An 18929-nucleotide genomic window follows, 5' to 3' on the forward strand; every position below is an offset into this window, starting at 1 on the left:
GACGAATCATAATTTCCACTTAAACCAACGGCCGTGTCCGTCTGTTTCTGCCAGTGTTTCACTGTATTCATTCCCATTAACGAAGTAATCAAGATGAAGGTCTAGGTCCCACATATTGTTATAGAGATGAAACACTTCCCGTTCTTTACCCAAGAATTGAATATGCTCACTCAATTTCTTCTTCGCATCGGCCGGTATCTGGTTGGCCACATGGGTATGAAAAATACAAATTGTTGAATCGTGAGAAACGGTTGGGACTATTTCCGGGAGAATGGATACTCCATCTCCCTCAATTAGCTCTAAATCCTGGCTTTTAACGCAATGAGCAGCTTTTTCAAAATACGAATTACGCTCCTTATGTTCAGGCCAAATCAATGCTTTTAGCCAAAGGTAATCTTCAGGATCATTTAGGTTATTTACATGTAAATCCAAACCGATTCTGCGTATGACAGGTGGACTATGCTCAAACAATAATGGGAATCTATCTCCTTTAACATCTGCACTTATCTCTAAAGTCGATTGTTTAGATCCGTACTTTTGGTTGGATTTGTAGGAGTAGCTGTATTTGTCCCACAAGAGTTGAAGGCCTGCGCTTGTTCCTATTTCTACAAGGATTAACGGCTTCTTTGTTATTTTATAAATACGACAAAAGCTGGGGTACAAATATGCGCATCGTCGGACTTCGTTAGTTTGGACAAGTTTGTTTTCTAAAAGCTGAATGATCTCATATTCGTTCTGCATACAAAAATCCTTGAAACAATTTATAGCTCCTGAAGATTCCTTTGGTTCGTCTACAATGCTGGGGTAATACGCGGTCAACTCATGTTCTTTCCCACTTAAAAGCAAATAATGAACCGCCCCAAGTAAGAGGTTAGGTACAGGCTGTCCAGGTTTCGAATGTGCAGCCATTTTAAGCAAGTCCAGGTCATTTGCAATGTTCCCTGCAAGATGTTCATAAAGACTGCTCGAGTTTTTACATTCCATTTCTGCAAAAATCTTAAATCGTTCCGATAGCACATCAATATGCAACACATCCACCACCCTTTCTAGATAGTGGTATAGTATCATGAATTATCGATAAACAATGCTTCAAATTTCCTATCTCATCGATAGCACTTCTTTATCGCATAATTACATTAAAAATGATGGGTATCATTGGAAGTATCCTACCCGTCGTATTATGAGGTCAGCCAGTTTTTACTGGTTGACCACTTTTCATTTAGTGGGGTATTTATCGGGTAGCCGGGGCTGAACGATCGTACCCGTGGGAACGCATCCCGTAGCTAAAACTGTTCGCCCCCTACTTGTAGAAACCATGTTTAAGCTGGTTGGGACACCGATCCCGCATAACAAGCGATGCTGTGGAACTGCAAGCAGTATAGGGGTTACCGGCAATATTTTTGAGGGGAGAAACTTATGAATCCAGTCATCGGTCTAGATATTTCCAAGGGACAAAGCGAAGGACAAGCCTTTTTAGACAAAAGCAAGCCTTATGGTAAGACGTTTCGTTTTCATCACACCGTTGAAGGGCTACAGCAGCTTTTAAGCAAGGTAACGGAAATCCAGCAAAATACCGGAATACCCCCGCTTATCATCATGGAATCTACGGGGCATTACCATCAGGCTATTGTGCAATTCCTTGAAGAACAAGAGATTGTTTTTCTGGTGGTTAACCCTCTCATTTCTTACCAAGCGAAGAAATCTAGCCTCCACAAGGTAAAGACAGACGCGGTTGACGCATACCAGCTTTGCGAGCTTTACTACAAAGAAGAATTCGAGGATCACAAGCGACGAGGAGTTCTGTTGTTAAACCTCCGTCATCTCACGCGGCAGCGTGATGCACTTACCCATATGTATGTTCAAGCCCAACTCCATCTTCAGGCAGCTCTAGATCAAGTTTTTCCTCAATATAGGGGCACCTTCGGGGATCTCTATTCAAAGGTTTCTTTGCTGCTTCTAAAGGAGTTTCCTACCTCTAAGGACATCCTGGAGTCTGGAGAAGCTAAGCTTGCCAAACGGGTAGCGTGCCTCTGCCCTACCGCTCGGAGAGCTGGGCTCGTGAGCGAGCGAAGCGTATCATAAAGGCTGCGGAAGAGAATCCGTTTAAAGAATCCATCTTCAGCAGCCATCTTGTTAGCATTGATTTATTTGTAAAATTGCTACTTCAATACCAAGAGCATCTGTCCCACCTTGAGAATAAGATCGATGCTCTTGTTAAAGAAGTTGAGGATTTTAAGATTATCCAGTCGATACCCGGAATTGGCAGCAAAATCGCGGCAACGATTCTGTCAGAGATTGGGGAAATCGACCGATTTAATCGCGCAAAAAAGTTAGTCGCATTTGCTGGAGTTGATCCAAGCGTTTACTCTTCGGGGAAGTTCACTGCAACGACCAACCGAATTACGAAACGAGGTTCGAAGCAACTAAGACATGCGCTATACATGGCTGTCCTTTGCGGGCTCAAAGACTCTAGGAACAAGAGGCTTCGTGAGTTTTATGACAAGAAGCGCGGCGAGGGAAAGCCTTATCGAGTAACAATTATTGCATGCATCAACAAGCTTCTTCACTGGATTTATGCCATCTTGATCAAGAAGCAGCCTTTCCTTGATTTAACTTAAGGCCCACCAAGTTCATATGACGTGAAAAACTTTCCATCAGTTATGAGGAAGGTTCTTAAGCATGCCCCAAATAAGTATAAGCCTTGTGCCAAAATTATTTAAGAGAAAAATGTTGACAACCTATTAGCTGGTTTTAGCTCAAAGCGGCGGTGTCATTCGGTTAAAATAATCCCCGGCGAATGAAATTAGCCGTCACGGGGACGTTGCCCACTTCCCTCGACCATACGGACAATTGACCGATATGGTGGATTTCATGGGCGATGACATGCCGCATAATTTCTCCATATTTGAAGATAACCGGCTCCCCCTTTGGCGTTAATTCCGATAAATCCTTCAATTCCATTTCATTGGTCCACGACATGACAAAAGGACGAACTTCCTCGTGAAACTTGGCGGATAAATCCGTTACTTTCTGCAGGCTGGCATAGGATTCGAACGGCTCCGTGAAGTCTGGCTTCCCTTGCAGACCAGATATCCAGCTGAATTCCACATCTGCAACATGAAACAATGTGTGCAAAATGCCTCCGGTCCCGCCTGTCCGCTTCTTGAGCAGTTCTTCTTCGGAAACGTCTTGGCACCAAGCGAACCAGTCTTGCCGAACTTGCCAGTTATACTCGAATAATTTCAACATCTGTTTTGCCTCCTAATAAAATCCTGAATTTTAAACATAAAAAAGACCACGGGCAATCAAGCCCATGGTCAGAATCGAGCGGACACGCACGGCGTATCCTAAATCAACATCTGTTCCGTAAGGGGGGCTAGTTGCGACACAACATCTATGCGGTTTTTATTCATAGCTCCCACCTCCTTTGTCAATGCCATAATCTTACATGATAATTTCCAGTACGTCAACCTCTTTTGACCATCGGGAGAACACTTGGGACGGAGAGATGACGATCAAATTCGACTAGTTAAGCAAAAACTATTGCAATACTTTTACAAACACAACTCGATCTAAAGGCAACTAATCCTCCTGCCCGTTTAACAAGCAATGTCAACAACAACGTTTAACATAGCCTAAAACAAAAGAGGATGAGCACCATGCATAAGGGGATAATCCCTTTGCATGACTCATCCTTTCTTAAAATGTCTAACATTGTATTCAATTGCTTATTGTTGTTGGTTTTAGTGGACTTCCTCCACCTTTAATGTTACAGAATAGCGGGACTTGTCCCCTTTCCTTTTATCACTTCAATTGGACTCCAAACGCCGCCTTAACCTTTGCTTGCCCCCGCCGTCAGCCCTTCCACCAGGAAACGCTGCAAATAAATGAACAGAAGCGAGATTGGAACCGCAATCAGCACAGCCGCCGCCGCAAACAGCGTAAAATTGCTGTTCTGGTTGCTGCTAATCTGGTCGTACAGGCCGACGGCGAGCGTCCATTTGTCCCTTGTACGCAGCACCATCCGCGCGAAAATAAAATCGATCCAAGGGCCGACAAACTGCGTCAACGCAGCGTACGCCAGCATCGGCCTGGAGAGCGGAAGCATGATTTTGACGAAGATCGTAATGTTGTTCGCCCCGTCGATTCTTGCCGCCTCATCCAGACTGCGCGGGATCGTATCGAAAAAGCCTTTGGCAATAAAGCTTCCCATTAGCGGAGCGCCGAAGGAGTAGACGATGATCATCGCCAGATGCGTATCCAGCAGGTTCAATTCCTTCAGCAAGATGTAAATGGCGATCAAGCTCATGAAGCCGGGAAACATCCCGAGAATCAACAAGGTGGACAGCGCGGTTTTGCGTCCTTTGAATCGGAAACGGGACAGCGCGTAGCCGCACAGCAGCACCATCAGCGTGCCGAAAATCATCGATAAGGTGGCGATTTTGAGCGTATTCCAGTACCAGGTGCCGAACAGGAAGCTTTTGGACGTGAACAGCTCCGTATAATGCTCGAAAACGAATTGCTCGGGAAGCAAGGTTTTGCTGTACAAGGAACGGCCCGGCCGGAAGGAAGCCAAAATGACCCACAATGCCGGATATAAGCAGCATATGCACGCCACGATCAGAAACAGATAGCTGAACGTCAGCCGAATCGCGTTGCTTAATTTTTTCCCTATCATTGGATCATATCCTCCTCCCGGAACGAACGGGTCCTGCGGTAATTGTAGATCGAGAACGAAGCGATGATCAGGAAAATGATAATGCCAACCGCCGAGGCCATGTTGAACTGGCTTTGATTCAGCGTCAGCTTATATAACCAGGTAACAAGCAGATCGGTTGCGCCCGCGTATTGATACTCCCCTTCGACCGGATTGCCGTCCGTCAGCAGGAAGATCGCATTGAAGTTGTTGATATTTCCCGCAAACTGCGTGATGAGTATCGGAGCCGTCGTGAACATGACCATCGGCAGCGTAATGATGCGGAACTTCTGCAACGCGGTCGCTCCGTCCACTTCCGCCGCCTCGTACATATCGCGTGGGATCGTCGTCAGCACGCCCATGATCAGCAGCATGGAAACGGGCACGCCGACCCACATGTTCACGACGATGACCGTCACTTTAGCCCACAGCGGGTCCGTCAGCCACGGCAGTTTCTCTAGTCCGAAATACGATAAATATTGGTTGATCGGTCCGAACTGGCCGTTGAACAGATTTCGCATCACCAGTAGAGAAATGAGCTGAGGAATGGCGTAAGGGATGATCATGATCGTCCGCCAAAACCCTTTGAAACGGATATCCTTTTGCTGAATGATCAGGGCCACCAGAAACCCGCCGAAAAAGGTCGTGATCGTCGACAATACCGCCCAAATGATCGTCCAGCGCAAGACGCCGAAAAACGTATGGCTCCAAGTCTTGAGTCCGACGAGGTCCTTAAACGTCTGAAACCCTACCCAGTTGACCAATTTGGCCGGGGGCATATGGTTCGGTGAAGAGTAGTTCGTGAAGGACAGCAGAATCATAAAGATGATCGGCATGATGGTAAAAAACAAAATGCCGGCCGCAGGCAGCATCAGAAACGCTTCCGCAAATCTTCTGTCCCGGATATAGGCAAGCGACTGGATGAAATTATTCGGCCTTCCCCCTGCCTCCCGCAGCTTTCCGACGAGATACGCATCCTTGACGACAAGCACGTACAGCAGGATGAACAAGCCAAGCACCAGCAAGGTAATGACGCCCTGAATCAACAAAAAGATGGAGTGGTCGCCGGGAACCATTTTGGCAATGCCGTTAACCTTCTCCAAATGCATCGCTTGTTCGCCAAGCGTTGTAATGCCCCACAGCGCCTGGCCTAAATTTTGGACGAAATACTTCAGCGCCGCCACCTCGATGAGCAGCAGCACCAGCCCTTTAAGCCATTGCCGGTTATACCATTGTCCTAAGCCTAATCCGATGCATGACAGCACCGCTGCGGTGATCCGATGTTGAGACATAGTATGATGAAGCTCCTCTCCCCGAAAAAAAATGTGGAATCACCCGCCGTATTCCGCGACGGGTGAAACCCAGGCTCAGCCTCCCGGTCCATTATTGCTTTTTACCGCTGTTGATGAGCTCTTTCAGACGGGTAGCCGCCGTATTGAGCGCCTCTTTCGGGTCTTTGCCGTTGTTCCATACTTCCGTCAGCGCAGAGTCAAGCGGATTCCAGACGCTGTCCATTTCCGGGATCGACGGCATCGGCTGCGAGTTTTTGAACTGCGCGACAAAACCGGAAATGATCGGATCGTTCTTGATTTGCGGGTCCTCTTGCGCCTCTTTGTTCGTTGGGATGGATCCGACCTTCTTGTGCAGCATGAGCTGCGCTTCTTTGCTGGAAGCGAATTGGGCGAACAGTTTGGCCGCGTTCGGATATTTCGAGAACGAGTTGACGTACCATGCTTTGACCCCGGAGAACGATACCGCCGGCTTGCCTCCGATCGCCGGAATCGGAGCGATGCCGAGCTTGTCGCCAAGCGCTTTCTTGTAGCCGGTCAGCTCCCACGGACCGTTGATGTCCATCGCCACATCGCCTGCCGTGAACAGTCCCCGCTTGATGTCCGGGTTAATATCGCCTGATTTCACGGGCAAAATTTCTCTCAGGCTGGCATACACTTTCATTCCTGCTAGTGCGCCTTCGCTGTTCAGGCCGATATCGGTTTTGTCCGTGCCGTTTTTGCCGAACAGGTACCCGCCCGTCGAAGCGATGAACGGATAGTTGAAGTAAGTATTGCCCGTCTCCCACATAATGCCGAATTTATTTTTGTCTTTGTTCGTGAACGTTTTGCTGAACGCAACGACGTCCTCGAACGATTTCGGAGCTTCCTTCAACAGTTCTTTATTGTAGTACAGCGCATAGGTTTCGGCGGCCCGCGGAAAACCGTACAGCGTGTTGTTGAAGGTAACGGCTTGAATCGCGTTGTCCGTATTGTTTTTCTTCGTTTCCTCGGCAAACGAATCGTTCGGCAGAATCAATTGCGCCGATGCGGCCCGGCCCAAGTGGTCGTGCGGAAACACCACCACGTCGGCGCCTACGCCCGCCGGACCGTCATTGGTCAGTCGGGTCACTTGGTCCGTCGGAGCGATTTCGTCGATTTGAACCGGAATATTGTATTTTTCCGTAAAAAGCTTCGCGATTTCATCAGTGAACACGCGTTCATCTTTACTCTCCCAGATCACCAGCTTTGCGCCAGCTTCCGGTGTCAACGCGCCTGTTTCCCCCGCTGCTGTCGACGACTGCGCATTGTTGTTCGCAGCCGGAGTCTCGGCTTCCGGTTTGTTCGTGGTGGAGCAAGCTGCCATCGAGACGGATAAGGAGGATACGGCAACCAGCGCCAAGAGCTTCTTTTTGAATTCCATTTTTGTAAGTACCCCTTTCAGTTTCCGAAATAATTGCTGCTCTGCCTTTGCGCTTACGGCAACTGCAATTTGTGCAAACCTTTGCGCATAAAGCCGTAAGGATTGCCAAAAAACAGCTTGCTTTCAATGGAATCTCCGTTTGAAAACGTTTCATTCAGGACATATCATAACTCATGCAGAAAATTTTGTAAAAACGTTTGCGCAGGTTATTTGAGCCGATTTTTGCTGGAATACCCGCTCTAATCCCCCTTATCCTTCCATTTTCTCAGCTTTCCGCCATTTTCAATCCATAATTTAGGGAAAACGAATCCTTTTGTGATCATTTTCAAACGTGTATTTACAATTGCCCAGCTTTTGCGCTAACATAAAAAAATAAACGGCAACCATTTTATGCCGCCTTTTGTTCAAACGTTTGCACAAAGTCATTTTTTACATTAGCCGCCTCTGATATGTTACCATGGGGGAAACGTACTTCCTTATTCGTGCAAGGCAGCAGCCAACTGCCCAACATCCCGCAAGAAAGCGGCTCTCCTATCAACAGAACATCCGGAGGTTATACATCCATGGCAATCACAATTGTCGACGTCGCCAAAAAAGCCGGCGTCTCTCCTTCTACCGTATCGCGCGTTCTTTCCAATCATCCCCGGATCAGTCCGGCGACTGCGGCGAAGGTGAGGGAAGTGCTGAAGGAGCTTGGCTATCACCCCAACATCATGGCCAAGAGCCTCGTCTCCAAAACGACAAATACGATCGGTTTAATCTTGCCCAGACCGGCGGAGGAGTTGTTCCTAAACCTGTTCTTCTCCGAGGTGATCCGCGGCATCGTTACCCAAGCGGCACGTACGGGGTACGATCTCATGATGACGACGGGGGCAACGGAGCGGGAAGAGCTTGAAGCCGTTACCCGGCTTGTCAAGGGCCGGCGGGTCGACGGCGTGATTTTGCTGTATTCGCGTCAAAGCGATCCGCTCATTTCGTTTATGCTTGAGCACGGCTTCCCTTTTGTCCTGATCGGGCGAAGCGACGAGTTTCCCGATATTTTGTCGGTGGACAACGACAACGTGCAGGCGGCTTACGATGCTACCCGCCATTTGATCGCCCAAGGGCACAAGCGGATCGGATTTGTGAGCGGTCCGCCGAATCTGATCGTATCGGGCGACCGGATGAAGGGATATTTGCAAGCGCTCAAGGACGCCGGGATCGAAGCTCGCCCCGAATGGATCGTCGAAGGGGATTTTTTGCAGGAAAGCGGCTATCGTGCGATGTCGTTTTTTATGTGTCTTCCCGAACGGCCGACGGCGCTTGTGACGATTGACGACGTCGTCGCTTTCGGCGTGCTGCGGGGGCTGACGGAGCTCGGCTACAAGGTTCCGGACGATCTCAGCCTGGTCGGCTTCAACAACATCTCGTTGTCCGAGCTGTCGACGCCGCCGATCAGCTCCATGGATATCGGGATTTACCAGATCGGCTACACCGCTTCGCAAACGCTCATCCGGGCTGTAAAGGGCGAAGCTATGCCCCAAAAGCGCGTGATCATTCCCCACCGTCTGATCGTGCGGGAATCGTCCCTCATTCAAGCTAAAGACTAGGAGAGATGCAGCACATGTACACAACGAAAAAGCCTTACTTGATCGACGCGATCGTCGGTAATTCCCGTTTCCTCGCTTCTCTGGGCCGCACCGGCCGGATGTACCGCCTGTGGTGGCCGCATATCGACTACCCTCAGCATGTGGACGAAATCCGCAGCGGCCTGTACATCGAAGGGACATCAGGGACGACTTGGTTCGACGGCGAGGAAGACGGCTGGCGGCACGAAGCCTCCTACGTGCCTCGGACAAACATGTTTAAAACGACGGCTGTTTCCGAGCGCTGCCCGCTGTCCGCAGAGACGGTCGATTACGCCGTTCCGGGCGAAGATTTCATCGTCCGCCAGTATACGTTCACCAATCGCGGCGAGGCGCCGGTATCGTTCCGCTTTATGTATTACTCGTCGTTCCGCTCGATGGAAACGCCTTTTTACCATACGACCCAGTTCGACGAAGCGCACGATTCGCTCATGCACCTGCGGCACGAGTATATTTTTTCGGTCTCTAGTTCAAACGTTTGCACAGGATACCAAGCCGGAGCCGCCGTGTGGGAAAACGCGCAATCCGGCCATTTAAACGGGAACGGGATCGACATGAAGCCGGACGGTGCGCTGTGCTGGCACATTGAACAGCTGGAGCCGGGCGCGGCTGTCGAGGTGCCCGTATACATTGCCGCGGGCCAGACGCGCGCTGCCTCCCAGCAATCGCTGGCAAAAGCGAAGAGTCAGCCGCATACGTACTGGTACGACTTCACGGAGAGCTACTGGCACCGCTTCCTGCTCGATGCCGTGCCGGCTCCCGGATCGCGAAGCGATATCCGCGAGCTGTACGAGCGTTCGCTGCTGGCAATGAAGCTGATGAGCGACGAGAAGTCCGGCAGCGTCGTGGCCGCTCCCGAATTCGACGAGCAATTTTCCCGCTGCGGCGGCTACTCTTATTGCTGGGGCCGCGACGCCGCGTTTATTACGACGGCGCTGGACCGCGTCGGCCTGACGGAGCTGTCCGCGAAGTTTTACGAATGGACCCTGACGGCCCAGGACCCGGACGGCTCTTGGCAGCAGCGGCATTACCACGACGGCCGGCTGGCTCCGTCCTGGGGATTGCAGATCGACGAAGGCGCCTCGATTATTTGGGGCATGTGGCAGCATTATCTGCAGGTGCAGGATGAAGCTTTCCTGCAAAACGTATGGCCGGCCGTCGAACGGGGCGCCCGCTTCCTTACCGGCTACATCGATGCGGAAACCGGATTGCCCGCATGCAGTATGGATCTGTGGGAAGAGCGATTCGCCGAGCATACGTATTCGGCGGGTGCGGTTTTTGGCGGCTTGACAGCGGCAGCCTCCTTTGCCGAACGGCTCGGCAAGCCGGAGCTGGCAAGCGAATGGAGCCTCGCGGCGGAGCGCATCCGCCAGTCGATCGGCGAGCTGTGCTGGAACGAGGAGAAAGGCGCCTTCTACCGCGCGTTAAAGCTGGCGGTGCCGGAGGCGGCATATCGCGAGGCCCAGCAGCAAGGGCTCGGCACCTCCGTAAGCGTCAATGCGAAAGGATATACGACCTACTTCCTAGAGCACGACCCGATCGTCGATATCAGCCTGATCGGCATTTCCGTTCCGTTCGGCGTGTTCCCTGCCGATGATCCGCGCATGGTCCGCACAGCCGATAAGATCGAGCAATACTTGACGTCTCCCGCGGTCGGCGGCATCAAGCGCTACGAGAACGATCATTACATTGGCGGCAATCCGTGGATCTTAACGACGCTGTGGTTGTGCCACTACCGCATTCATCGCGGACAGTACTCCGAAGCCAAATCGCTCCTGCAATGGGCGATAGATCATCGGACGGCGGCAGGACTGCTGCCCGAACAGGTCGATAAGCAAACGGGAGAAACCGCTTGGGTCGTTCCGTTGACTTGGTCGCACGCGATGTTTATTTTAGCCGTTGCCCTGCTTGCGGAGCATGGACAATTGGATTAAAACACACAAGCCCTTGGTTCTCTCCCGACAGGAGCGGCCAAGGGCTTGATTTATGTTCCTGGACATTTCGCTGCGAATCGACCGGTTAGTTGCTTGACGCGTTTACCGCGGAGCGGGATACTCGTTCAAGCCGGCCCAGCCGGTGCCCGGACCGATTTCCCCGGTTTCCCCGTTCCCTGCCCGGACATCCCCCTTCTCCAGAAACGGCGTAATTTTTACCCAATCGATGTACATCTTGTCGGTGGCAAAGTTAGGCACCCCTGCCCATTCCTTCGGAAACCAGACGCCAAGCCAAAATTTCGAGGCCGCCCGGGGAACGTTCGTATAGCTCGTATAAATCAGCCGATTGTCGACGTAGAAATCGACTCTCTTCGGATCGGTATGCCAATCGAACCGGTACACGTGCCAATTGCCGTCGATCTGCTCCGGAAAGTCCGTCACCTGCGAAGTATTCCGCGCTTCAACGACCCAGGTCGTCGTCATGATCTTTTGGAGGCTCTTGTCACCGGGCGCTTCGAAGTCGATCTCATGATTGACCTCGCCGTTGTTGAAAAAGGTCCAGAAGGCGGACACCGCGCCGAGCTTCGGCACTATTTTGGCTCTCACTTCATAGCTTCCCGACGCATAGGCATATTTCGTCACAATGGACGCTCCGGTTCGTTTGCCGTCCGCCCGCATCGAGCCATCCCGGTTAATTCCCCGGATCGGTCCGCTGTACAGGTCACCGTTGCCAGTTAGCTCCACAATGCCGTCCCGGGTGACGGCCACATTGGCCGGAAGCACGCCGCCGTTCACGTCTTGACCGCCCCACTGCTGCTTTGCGATAAGCCATTTTTCAGGGTCGATGCCATTCTTGAAATCGTCAAAGAATACGCCCGGAGGATGCGGCGGCGGGAGCGGACCTACCGACTTGACCGGAGGATCTTCGTCCGGCAAGCTGCCGCCGATCTTGAGAGCGACGTCATCGACATAGGCGAATTTGCCGTTGTCCGGATTTTTATAAACATAAACCTGCACCTTCTGGGTGCCGGGAACCGTCCGGAACGAGAGCGCCTTCTGCTCGTAAGCCGCAGATTCGAAGCCAAGCACAAATTTGCCTCCCGCCAGCTTCTTGTCGGAGGCATCGAGGCAGTCCGCTCCGATCCAGGCTTTTTCCCCCGGGGTGCCGGCTTTGCCAGCGCCGCTTAACGTGACGATCGTATTTTCGCCTATCGCGTCAATCTTTTGCCCCATGCCGCCTTCAGTAGGTCCAAGCTTCAGTGCCTTGGCTCCGCTTTGAACGTCGGTGGTTACCACGGTCGCCGATCCCCAATCCTCCCAGTCGGCCTTTCCCTGCTCGAAGCCTCCGTTTTTCACCAGATTCGTATCGGCCGGAAGCGGCCCTGCGGCGAAGGACGGCGCCGGGACGGAATAAATCAAGGCCGAGAGCATGGATAAACCCAGAAAAGCGCTTACAACAAAACGGAAACTTCGATTGGTCTTTTTATTCATCACACCATTCCTCCCTTCCATTCATTGGTTTAATCATTTGGATTATCATAAACGAGCCTTAGGAATACGTCAATCTTTTCTGTAAATAAAATGAAAAACACCGGCCTTGTCGAGCTCCGAACCCGGAGTCGATCCGACCGATGTTTACTTGCTTTCCGGCTTACAACATAAAATAAAAACTGACGCCCTTCTCGGTATTCGTTACCCCGTACTGGCTTTCGTGCAGCTCCAAGATATGCTTGACGATCGCGAGTCCCAGCCCCGTTCCTCCGGTTTTCCGGTTGCGGGAGCGTTCCGCACGGTAAAATCTTTCCCAGATATCATCCAATTGATCCTCGGGAATGTTCTCTCCCTCGTTATCGATGGCGACTCTGATCCGTTCCCCGTCGCTTTCGATGCGTACGGTAATTTCGCTGCCGGGCACGGCATGACGGATCGCATTGATCAAGATGTTGAACAGCACCTGCTCGATCTTGGATTGATCGGCATAGACGGGATGCTCGCCCGCAGCCATATGAACGACCTTCAATCCCTTTTCGTTCAAATGATGCGACAGCTTGTCGACGATATCCTCGATCAGCTCGCTCACCATAAACCGGCTCTTCTTCAGCTTGATGGTCTTCGATTCCAGCTTCGTCAGCTCCAGCATATCTTTGACAAGGTCTTCCATTTTTCCCGTTTCGTCCAGTATCACTTCCAGATATCTCTCGCGCTTGCTTTCGCTGATGCCGTCCCGCAGCCCCTCGGCGAACCCCTTGACAATGCTGAGCGGCGTTTTCAATTCATGGGAGGCGTTGGAGACGAACTCCTTCTGCATTTGCTCCATCCGCTGCTTCTGCTCCATATCCGCCCGAAGCTGCTCATTGGCTTGATGCAGCTCCTTGAGCGTATGATCCAGCGATTCGGACAAGCTGTTCAAGCTATGGGACAAGCTGCCGAATTCGTCGTTGCTCCGGATGGGCGATTTGGCGGAGAAGTCCAACTTGGCCATGCGCAGCGCGATTTTGTTAAGCGCAAGAAGCGGTTTGGTCACGAATTTGGAAAAAATCAGCGAGAGCAGCAAAATCAGTATGATGCCCCCAACCCCTATATACAGGTAGAACAGCCGCAGCGCATCATATGCCTCGCTAATCTGCTGCAGCGACATGACCGCGAACAGCAGCTCGCTGACTTTGCCCTCCCGCATCACGGGCTGAACCGCAATAAAGCTGCGCACGCCGGTAATCGTCTCCGTCCATTCCTTTTCGATCATCCGGCCGTTCTGCAAATCGGCTTTCTGGTCATCGGTAAGCGGGAACCAATCGTCAATGGCAAGGTACAATAAGCCCTGGCGCAAGTTCCATAGATTCGGGCTGGGCAGCAGCGCATCGGTGATGACGCCGGAAATATGCTCCAACGGTCCTTCAATGCCGCTCATATCCGCGCTGCCGATGTCCTTCATTCCGGCTTTTTTTATGACGAGCGGGTAGATCAATTCTTTGTTCTGTTCGTCATCGAATACACCCTCGACCTGAATCCGGTCGCCGCGCTGCAAGTGGGCCGCCAGCAATTCCTTCTGATCGGACTCGGACAGCAGCATCAAGGAAATCTTGATGGAAGCGCCTTTATCGTCACGAATGACGATTCGAAAAAAATTATCGTACTTCACTTTTCCTTCCGGATTCAAGATCGCCAGCTGCGCTTTATTTTGGCTGATGAACAGTCCCATCTCGCGGGTAATGCGCGGTTCGTCCCAGCGGTTCGACGCATACTGCTCGCTGAAGGACTGCAGCTTTTTTTCCAATCCGGCCAATCTCTGATTCTGGTAAAATTTCTCAAAAAATAGCAATTGTCCGAGCAGAACGATCGCATAAAATAACAAGAAAAAAGACGCTGTGATCGCGAACAGCTTGAAGGTAACGCCGCCTCTTTTCATCGGTCCTCCTCGAATTTATAGCCGGCGCGGATGACAGTGCGGATATGCCGCGCCTCGTCACCCAGCTTCCCGCGCAATTTTTTAATATGGGTGTCGACGACCCGCGGATCGCCGAAATAATCAAACCCCCATACTTGATTCAGAATCGCTTCGCGGGATAGTACGATCCCTTCGTTTTTGACCAAATAAAGCAGCAGTTCATATTCTTTGGGCGTCAGCTCGACTTCCTGCCCTTCCATTTCGACGCGGTGTGACCGTTTGTTTACGGTAACCCGGCCAAAGCTGAGCATATGATCCTCTTTTCCGACCGTCCCCTCGACGCGTTTCATCAGCGTTTTGGCGCGGGCGATCAGCACCTTCGGACTGAACGGCTTGGTGACGTAATCATCGGCTCCCAGCTCGAAGCCGAGCATTTTGTCGTCGTCCTCCGATTTCGCAGTCAGAATGATGATCGGGATTGCCGACTTCGCGCGGATCCGCTTGCATACCGTCCATCCGTCCAGCTCCGGCATCAAAATATCCAGAATGACGAGGTCCGCATTCAGACTTTCCAGCATGTCCAACGCTTGCTTGCCGTTCTCCGCCTCATAGACGGTCCACTGCTCCCTTTCGAAATAATCCGCCACAATCTCGCGAATCAGGCTCTCATCTTCGATGAGAAGAACTTTTCGTTCCATAGCGATGACAACTCCTGTTTATCCGGTAACGTGTTTACCTATTCAATTATACATGAGTCTTGTGTTTTTCGTGTGTCCCGGAATGCAATGAAAACAAGCCGTCTTCCGTCAATAGTACACATGAAGTACACAACGGCGCGTTATAATGTCGGTAGACAAACTTGGTGCGTTTTCCCATCGAAAGGATGTTCGTATGAATATGATGGCCTTTCTTCAAAGAAAAGATGTGCGGCGCTTCGGCATTCTGGCGCTCTTCTGCCTGCTGTTGTTCTGGCTGAGAGGCATGCTGAACCTCATCTTATTGACATTCTTGATGACGTTCCTCATGGATCGTCTTCATCACTTGGTCCATCGCTGGATTAAACCGATCATTCCTGTCGATTCCAAGCTGCTGCTTTCCATTCTGTACGTTTTGTTTGTCGCCGTACTGGTGGCCGGGGGCTTCAAAGTGTTTCCCGCCCTGGTTCACGAAATAGGCCAGCTGATCGTGATCGTCAAGCATGTATACGCTCATCCGCAGAACGAATTTGTGAGGTATCTCGTCTCCACCGTTCATCAGCTCGACCTGCACAGCATCATCATGCCCGGATTAGATATGATCAAGAAAGTCGGCCATTGGGGCTTCGAAGGGTTTCTGGCCGTCATTATGAGCTTGATTTTACTGCTCAGCAAATCGAGTGTCATGCGGTTTACGCATAAGCTCCGCGCGAGCAAGATCGGATGGCTGGTGGATGAAATCGGATATTTCGGTCAAAAGTTCGTCCTTACCTTCGGTAAAGTCATCGAAACCCAGCTGATGATCGCGCTGATCAACTGCGTGTTGACGACAATCGCCTTATGGGCGATGGGCTTTCCAAACCTGTTCGGCCTGGCGCTCTTAATCTTCGTCCTGGGTTTAATTCCCGTGGCCGGCGTATTCGTTTCGCTGGTTCCGCTGGGCGCCATTGCTTTCAGCCTCGGCGGCTTCGTCTATGTAATCTATCTGGTCGTGACGATTACCTTGATTCATGCTTTGGAAGCCTATGTGCTCAATCCGCGGCTGATGGCCTCCAAGACGCATCTGCCGATCTTTTACACCTTCATCGTGCTCTTGTTCTCCGAACATTTCTTCGGAATCTGGGGCCTGATCGTCGGAATTCCAACGTTCGTATTTTTGCTGGATTTATTAGAGGTACAAACGGTGGGGCAACCGATTCGCCTTGCGCTTTCCCCATCCCCTAAGGAGGAATGATCATAGTGTTAAAAAAATCGATCCCGTTTGTGTTTGTGGCAGCGGGTCTGGGTATAGGCATGGTTTCGCTTCTGCTCGCGTTTCACCGCGATGTGGCTTCGGCGGTGCTGTTTGTCGCGATTGCGGCCTTGTTGGATTTATTCGGCGGCTATATTGCCGAAAAGCTGGAATTGTCGAGCGAATTCGCGAAGGAGCTTCGTTCCTTATCCGAACTGATTTCCTTCGGCGCCGCGCCTTCCATCATTATTTATGTCGTCGCCCTTCGCGAGCTGCCGTTATACGGCGGTACGGTGCTGACGGGGTTGTTCATGGTATGCGGAGCGCTGCGGCTGGCCCGTTTCAACGTGAAAACCTGTCAGAACCGCTGTCATATCGGTCTGCCAATTACCGGAGCAGGCTGCCTGTTATCCGCCTTTGCCTTGTGGAACCCTCCCGCGCATCTTGTGGCAGTGACGGTGGTAGTCATTATCGGGCTTTCTTTCCTGATGATCAGCACGATTAAGATTCCCGCATTTCGTCCAAACAAAGCCGTGTACGATACCGAGAACGTTTAGCACCTACGGCTGGAGAGGAGCTGTGTCCGAATGCAATTTATACAGGAGATGATCTTACAGTACGGATATATCGCTTTATTCTTCAGCCTGGCGCTTGGCATTGTGGGCTTGCCCGTCCCCGACGAGCTGCTGATGACCTTTATCGGTTATCTGGCGTCGGTCGGTATGTTGAATTATTCGCTCTCGGTCGCTGTCAGTCTGGCGGGAGCGATGACCGGCATGCTCTGCAGCTACACGCTTGGCCGCAAGTTCGGCAAGCCGCTGCTGTGGAAGCACGGCAAATGGATCAAGCTGACCCCGGAGCGGCTGGAAAAAGTGGAAGCGTGGTTCCAGCGTTACGGGCCTTGGACGGTCAGCTTCGGCTATTTCATTCCCGGCGTCCGACACTTAACCTGCTACTTGTCCGGTGTCATCGGCATGGGCAAGCGCAAGTATTTGCTATTCTCGGCTGTCGGTGCATTCAGCTGGTGCATGATTTTCATCTCCATCGGCTATTTTATCGGGGCGCAGATCGATTTCTCGCATTTCCATGCGTCGCTGATGCACCGTTTTTTCTCGAAATAACAGCCCGGACAAGCCCAGTGGAACGAAAAAGGCACGCCCTCGAAGGCGTGCCTTTTGTTGTTCTTATCTTTTGCGCAGCGTCCGGCCGAACACGGCCAGAATCGGCAGCAGCAGCATCGCGGCAGTCACAAGGGACGCCCGAAGCGACAGACGGCTGCCGATCCATCCAACGAACGGACCGCCCCCCCCCCCGTCTGGCCGAGCGCGTCCGATTGATTAATCATCGAAAGCACGGTCACCCGGACTTTGCCTTCGATGTTCAGATTAAGCCACGTATCGTAGAGCGGCCCGCTGAGTGCTCCAATGATGCCTAGCGCAAGTACGGAGCCAAGCGCCCAAGCAAAGCCGGGAGCAAAGGCAAACGACAAGATGGCGGCAACTCGCAAGCCGGTCAAAACGAACATCGCCACGACGACCACCCGTTCGCTGCTCATATCCAGCCGCTTCTCGGCCAGCCGTACGGCGATCAGACTGAGGAACGTCGTGAGAACGGAAATCAGGCCGAACCACACCGCCATCGAGAACGGCAGATCTGCCGGAAAACCGATCTCCTTGATCAGTTGCGCTTCCCAAAGCCGGTCGTAGCCTTCCGACGCCGCGCCGCTGAACAGCGTGACGACGAGAATCATCAGCAGCACCGGCTGTCGGCGTATCACCCGTGCTCCGGACAGCCACGTCGTCTTCATCTCCTGCCAATAGGAGAACTTGTCCAGCCGCTCCGGACGGACGAATTGGGTTTCCTTCATGAAAAGGAACAAAAACGCCCCGAGGCCGAGAAACATCAGACCGCTTATGACATACGGCAAATTGGGCGCAAGCGTGGATAACCCGACGCTAAACGCAATACCGATCAGCGTAGCGACAAGCGACAAGCGTTTGCCTTCCAGGAAAAGGCGCCCCACATGATGCTCGCCGACTTCGTCAACGATCCAAGCCGTGTCGGCTCCGCTGATCAGCGTCTCACCGACGCCGCGAATGCATTCGGCAATCAATATCCACACGAACAGCGAAATTAAAGGGCTGACGCCTCCGAGCCACGGCACGCTGCCTTCCAGCACATACGCGCCCCCGATGACCAGCATCCCCGCGATAACCGACAGCCGCCGGCCATACGTATCGGCGACCGCGCCCGTAATTCCTTCGAAAATCAATACCGCCGCTTCCAGAACCGTCCCTACGAGCAGCAGCTCGAACGGATTTAGCCCAAGTTGGCTTATGTAATAGACCGCATAGGTCGTAAAGGCCGTCGCATTGGCGAGTGACGTCATAAAGACTTTAATCTTATATACTTGTGACGCGTGTAATTTCATGCAGACAGATCCGCCTTTCCGGCAGACGGCACGTCACACAGGGCAATACGGTTTCTTGCGCTTTCGCCTCTTGCACACCGATGGACGGGTCATGCCGTTTATTGTTTTAACGTTCCTTTGTTTTCTTGGTGGAATGAATAGGTAGGACTTTGCATAATGAAACACCTCCGATTGGTATAGCTTCCGTTACATACAGTTTACAAAATATAGGTAGGGTAAATTTAAAAGTAACGAATCTGCC

At 51.8% G+C, this 18929-nt stretch carries 14 protein-coding genes and 1 pseudogene; 6 read left to right on the top strand and 9 right to left on the bottom strand.

Going from position 1 to position 18929, the window contains the following annotated elements:
* Positions 1–6: 6 nt before the first annotated feature.
* Positions 7–1068 carry a DUF2332 domain-containing protein gene (locus tag ET33_RS10550; protein ID WP_051775244.1) on the bottom strand — a complete coding sequence of 354 codons (1062 nt, stop codon included), beginning with the start codon at positions 1066–1068 and terminating at the stop codon, positions 7–9.
* 348 nt (positions 1069–1416) lie between these two features.
* Between ET33_RS10550 and ET33_RS10555 the strand changes: the two are divergent.
* A pseudogene (locus ET33_RS10555) lies at positions 1417–2618 on the top strand (IS110 family RNA-guided transposase).
* Positions 2619–2778: 160 nt separating this feature from the next.
* Here the strand turns inward: ET33_RS10555 and ET33_RS10560 are convergent.
* The 4 genes from ET33_RS10560 to ET33_RS10575 all read right to left on the bottom strand — a co-directional run bounded on the left by ET33_RS10560 (position 2779) and on the right by ET33_RS10575 (position 7387).
* Complete coding sequence (locus tag ET33_RS10560; protein WP_036680446.1) at positions 2779–3249, bottom strand: DinB family protein; 471 nt, start codon at positions 3247–3249, stop codon at positions 2779–2781.
* A gap of 583 nt (positions 3250–3832) precedes the next feature.
* A complete protein-coding gene (locus tag ET33_RS10565; protein WP_200879200.1) occupies positions 3833–4678 on the bottom strand; it encodes a sugar ABC transporter permease in 846 nt (281 codons plus the stop codon).
* On the bottom strand, positions 4675–5988 hold the full coding sequence (locus ET33_RS10570; RefSeq protein WP_036680448.1) for a carbohydrate ABC transporter permease: 1314 nt from the start codon (positions 5986–5988) through the stop codon (positions 4675–4677). The genes ET33_RS10565 and ET33_RS10570 overlap by 4 nt, the downstream gene beginning before the upstream one ends.
* Before the next feature lie 91 nt (positions 5989–6079).
* Entirely contained in the window at positions 6080–7387 is a 1308-nt protein-coding gene (locus tag ET33_RS10575) for a sugar ABC transporter substrate-binding protein (protein WP_036680450.1), read from the bottom strand.
* A 563-nt stretch (positions 7388–7950) separates the two neighbouring features.
* Between ET33_RS10575 and ET33_RS10580 the strand changes: the two genes are divergently transcribed.
* On the top strand, positions 7951–8976 hold the full coding sequence (locus tag ET33_RS10580; RefSeq protein ID WP_036680452.1) for a LacI family DNA-binding transcriptional regulator: 1026 nt from the start codon (positions 7951–7953) through the stop codon (positions 8974–8976).
* 14 nt (positions 8977–8990) lie between these two features.
* Positions 8991–10946 carry a glycoside hydrolase family 15 protein gene (locus tag ET33_RS10585; RefSeq protein ID WP_036680454.1) on the top strand — a complete coding sequence of 652 codons (1956 nt, stop codon included), beginning with the start codon at positions 8991–8993 and terminating at the stop codon, positions 10944–10946.
* A 102-nt stretch (positions 10947–11048) separates the two neighbouring features.
* On the opposite strand, the gene ET33_RS10590 is transcribed toward ET33_RS10585, so the two are convergent.
* The 3 genes from ET33_RS10590 to ET33_RS10600 form a co-directional block, all read right to left on the bottom strand.
* On the bottom strand, positions 11049–12437 hold the full coding sequence (locus ET33_RS10590; protein WP_036680457.1) for a family 16 glycosylhydrolase: 1389 nt from the start codon (positions 12435–12437) through the stop codon (positions 11049–11051).
* A gap of 160 nt (positions 12438–12597) precedes the next feature.
* Positions 12598–14352, bottom strand: coding sequence for a sensor histidine kinase (locus ET33_RS10595; protein WP_036680458.1), 1755 nt, complete (start codon positions 14350–14352; stop codon positions 12598–12600).
* On the bottom strand, positions 14349–15029 hold the full coding sequence (locus ET33_RS10600; protein ID WP_036680459.1) for a response regulator transcription factor: 681 nt from the start codon (positions 15027–15029) through the stop codon (positions 14349–14351). The genes ET33_RS10595 and ET33_RS10600 overlap by 4 nt, the downstream gene beginning before the upstream one ends.
* 193 nt (positions 15030–15222) lie before the next feature.
* On the opposite strand from ET33_RS10600, the gene ET33_RS10605 reads away from it, so the two are divergent.
* From ET33_RS10605 to ET33_RS10615, 3 genes are read left to right on the top strand one after another with little or no spacing between them, the layout of a single operon-like run.
* Entirely contained in the window at positions 15223–16260 is a 1038-nt protein-coding gene (locus ET33_RS10605) for an AI-2E family transporter (protein WP_036680461.1), read from the top strand.
* Between the two features lie 5 nt (positions 16261–16265).
* Positions 16266–16814 carry a CDP-diacylglycerol--serine O-phosphatidyltransferase gene (gene pssA, locus ET33_RS10610; protein ID WP_051775245.1) on the top strand — a complete coding sequence of 183 codons (549 nt, stop codon included), beginning with the start codon at positions 16266–16268 and terminating at the stop codon, positions 16812–16814.
* Positions 16815–16844: 30 nt separating this feature from the next.
* Positions 16845–17378 carry a DedA family protein gene (locus tag ET33_RS10615; protein WP_036680462.1) on the top strand — a complete coding sequence of 178 codons (534 nt, stop codon included), beginning with the start codon at positions 16845–16847 and terminating at the stop codon, positions 17376–17378.
* A gap of 125 nt (positions 17379–17503) precedes the next feature.
* Here ET33_RS10615 and ET33_RS10620 read toward each other — a convergent pair whose 3' ends face one another.
* Positions 17504–18688, bottom strand: coding sequence for an MFS transporter (locus ET33_RS10620; protein WP_235206686.1), 1185 nt, complete (start codon positions 18686–18688; stop codon positions 17504–17506).
* Between the last annotated feature and the right edge of the window lie 241 nt (positions 18689–18929).

Source organism: Paenibacillus tyrphae (assembly GCF_000722545.1).
GTDB lineage: Bacteria > Bacillota > Bacilli > Paenibacillales > NBRC-103111 > Paenibacillus_G > Paenibacillus_G tyrfis.

Bases quoted from the DNA above. Each gene is read 5' to 3' on its own strand.
- ET33_RS10575 (WP_036680450.1), bottom strand. From the start codon at position 7,387: ATGGAATTCAAAAAGAAGCTCTTGGCGCTGGTTGCCGTATCCTCCTTA.
- ET33_RS10560 (WP_036680446.1), bottom strand. From the start codon at position 3,249: ATGTTGAAATTATTCGAGTATAACTGGCAAGTTCGGCAAGACTGGTTC.
- ET33_RS10605 (WP_036680461.1), top strand. From the start codon at position 15,223: ATGAATATGATGGCCTTTCTTCAAAGAAAAGATGTGCGGCGCTTCGGC.
- ET33_RS10570 (WP_036680448.1), bottom strand. From the start codon at position 5,988: ATGTCTCAACATCGGATCACCGCAGCGGTGCTGTCATGCATCGGATTA.
- ET33_RS10565 (WP_200879200.1), bottom strand. From the start codon at position 4,678: ATGATAGGGAAAAAATTAAGCAACGCGATTCGGCTGACGTTCAGCTAT.
- ET33_RS10600 (WP_036680459.1), bottom strand. From the start codon at position 15,029: ATGGAACGAAAAGTTCTTCTCATCGAAGATGAGAGCCTGATTCGCGAG.
- ET33_RS10615 (WP_036680462.1), top strand. From the start codon at position 16,845: ATGCAATTTATACAGGAGATGATCTTACAGTACGGATATATCGCTTTA.
- ET33_RS10590 (WP_036680457.1), bottom strand. From the start codon at position 12,437: ATGAATAAAAAGACCAATCGAAGTTTCCGTTTTGTTGTAAGCGCTTTT.
- ET33_RS10595 (WP_036680458.1), bottom strand. From the start codon at position 14,352: ATGAAAAGAGGCGGCGTTACCTTCAAGCTGTTCGCGATCACAGCGTCT.
- ET33_RS10580 (WP_036680452.1), top strand. From the start codon at position 7,951: ATGGCAATCACAATTGTCGACGTCGCCAAAAAAGCCGGCGTCTCTCCT.
- ET33_RS10620 (WP_235206686.1), bottom strand. From the start codon at position 18,688: ATGAAATTACACGCGTCACAAGTATATAAGATTAAAGTCTTTATGACG.
- ET33_RS10550 (WP_051775244.1), bottom strand. From the start codon at position 1,068: ATGATACTATACCACTATCTAGAAAGGGTGGTGGATGTGTTGCATATT.
- ET33_RS10585 (WP_036680454.1), top strand. From the start codon at position 8,991: ATGTACACAACGAAAAAGCCTTACTTGATCGACGCGATCGTCGGTAAT.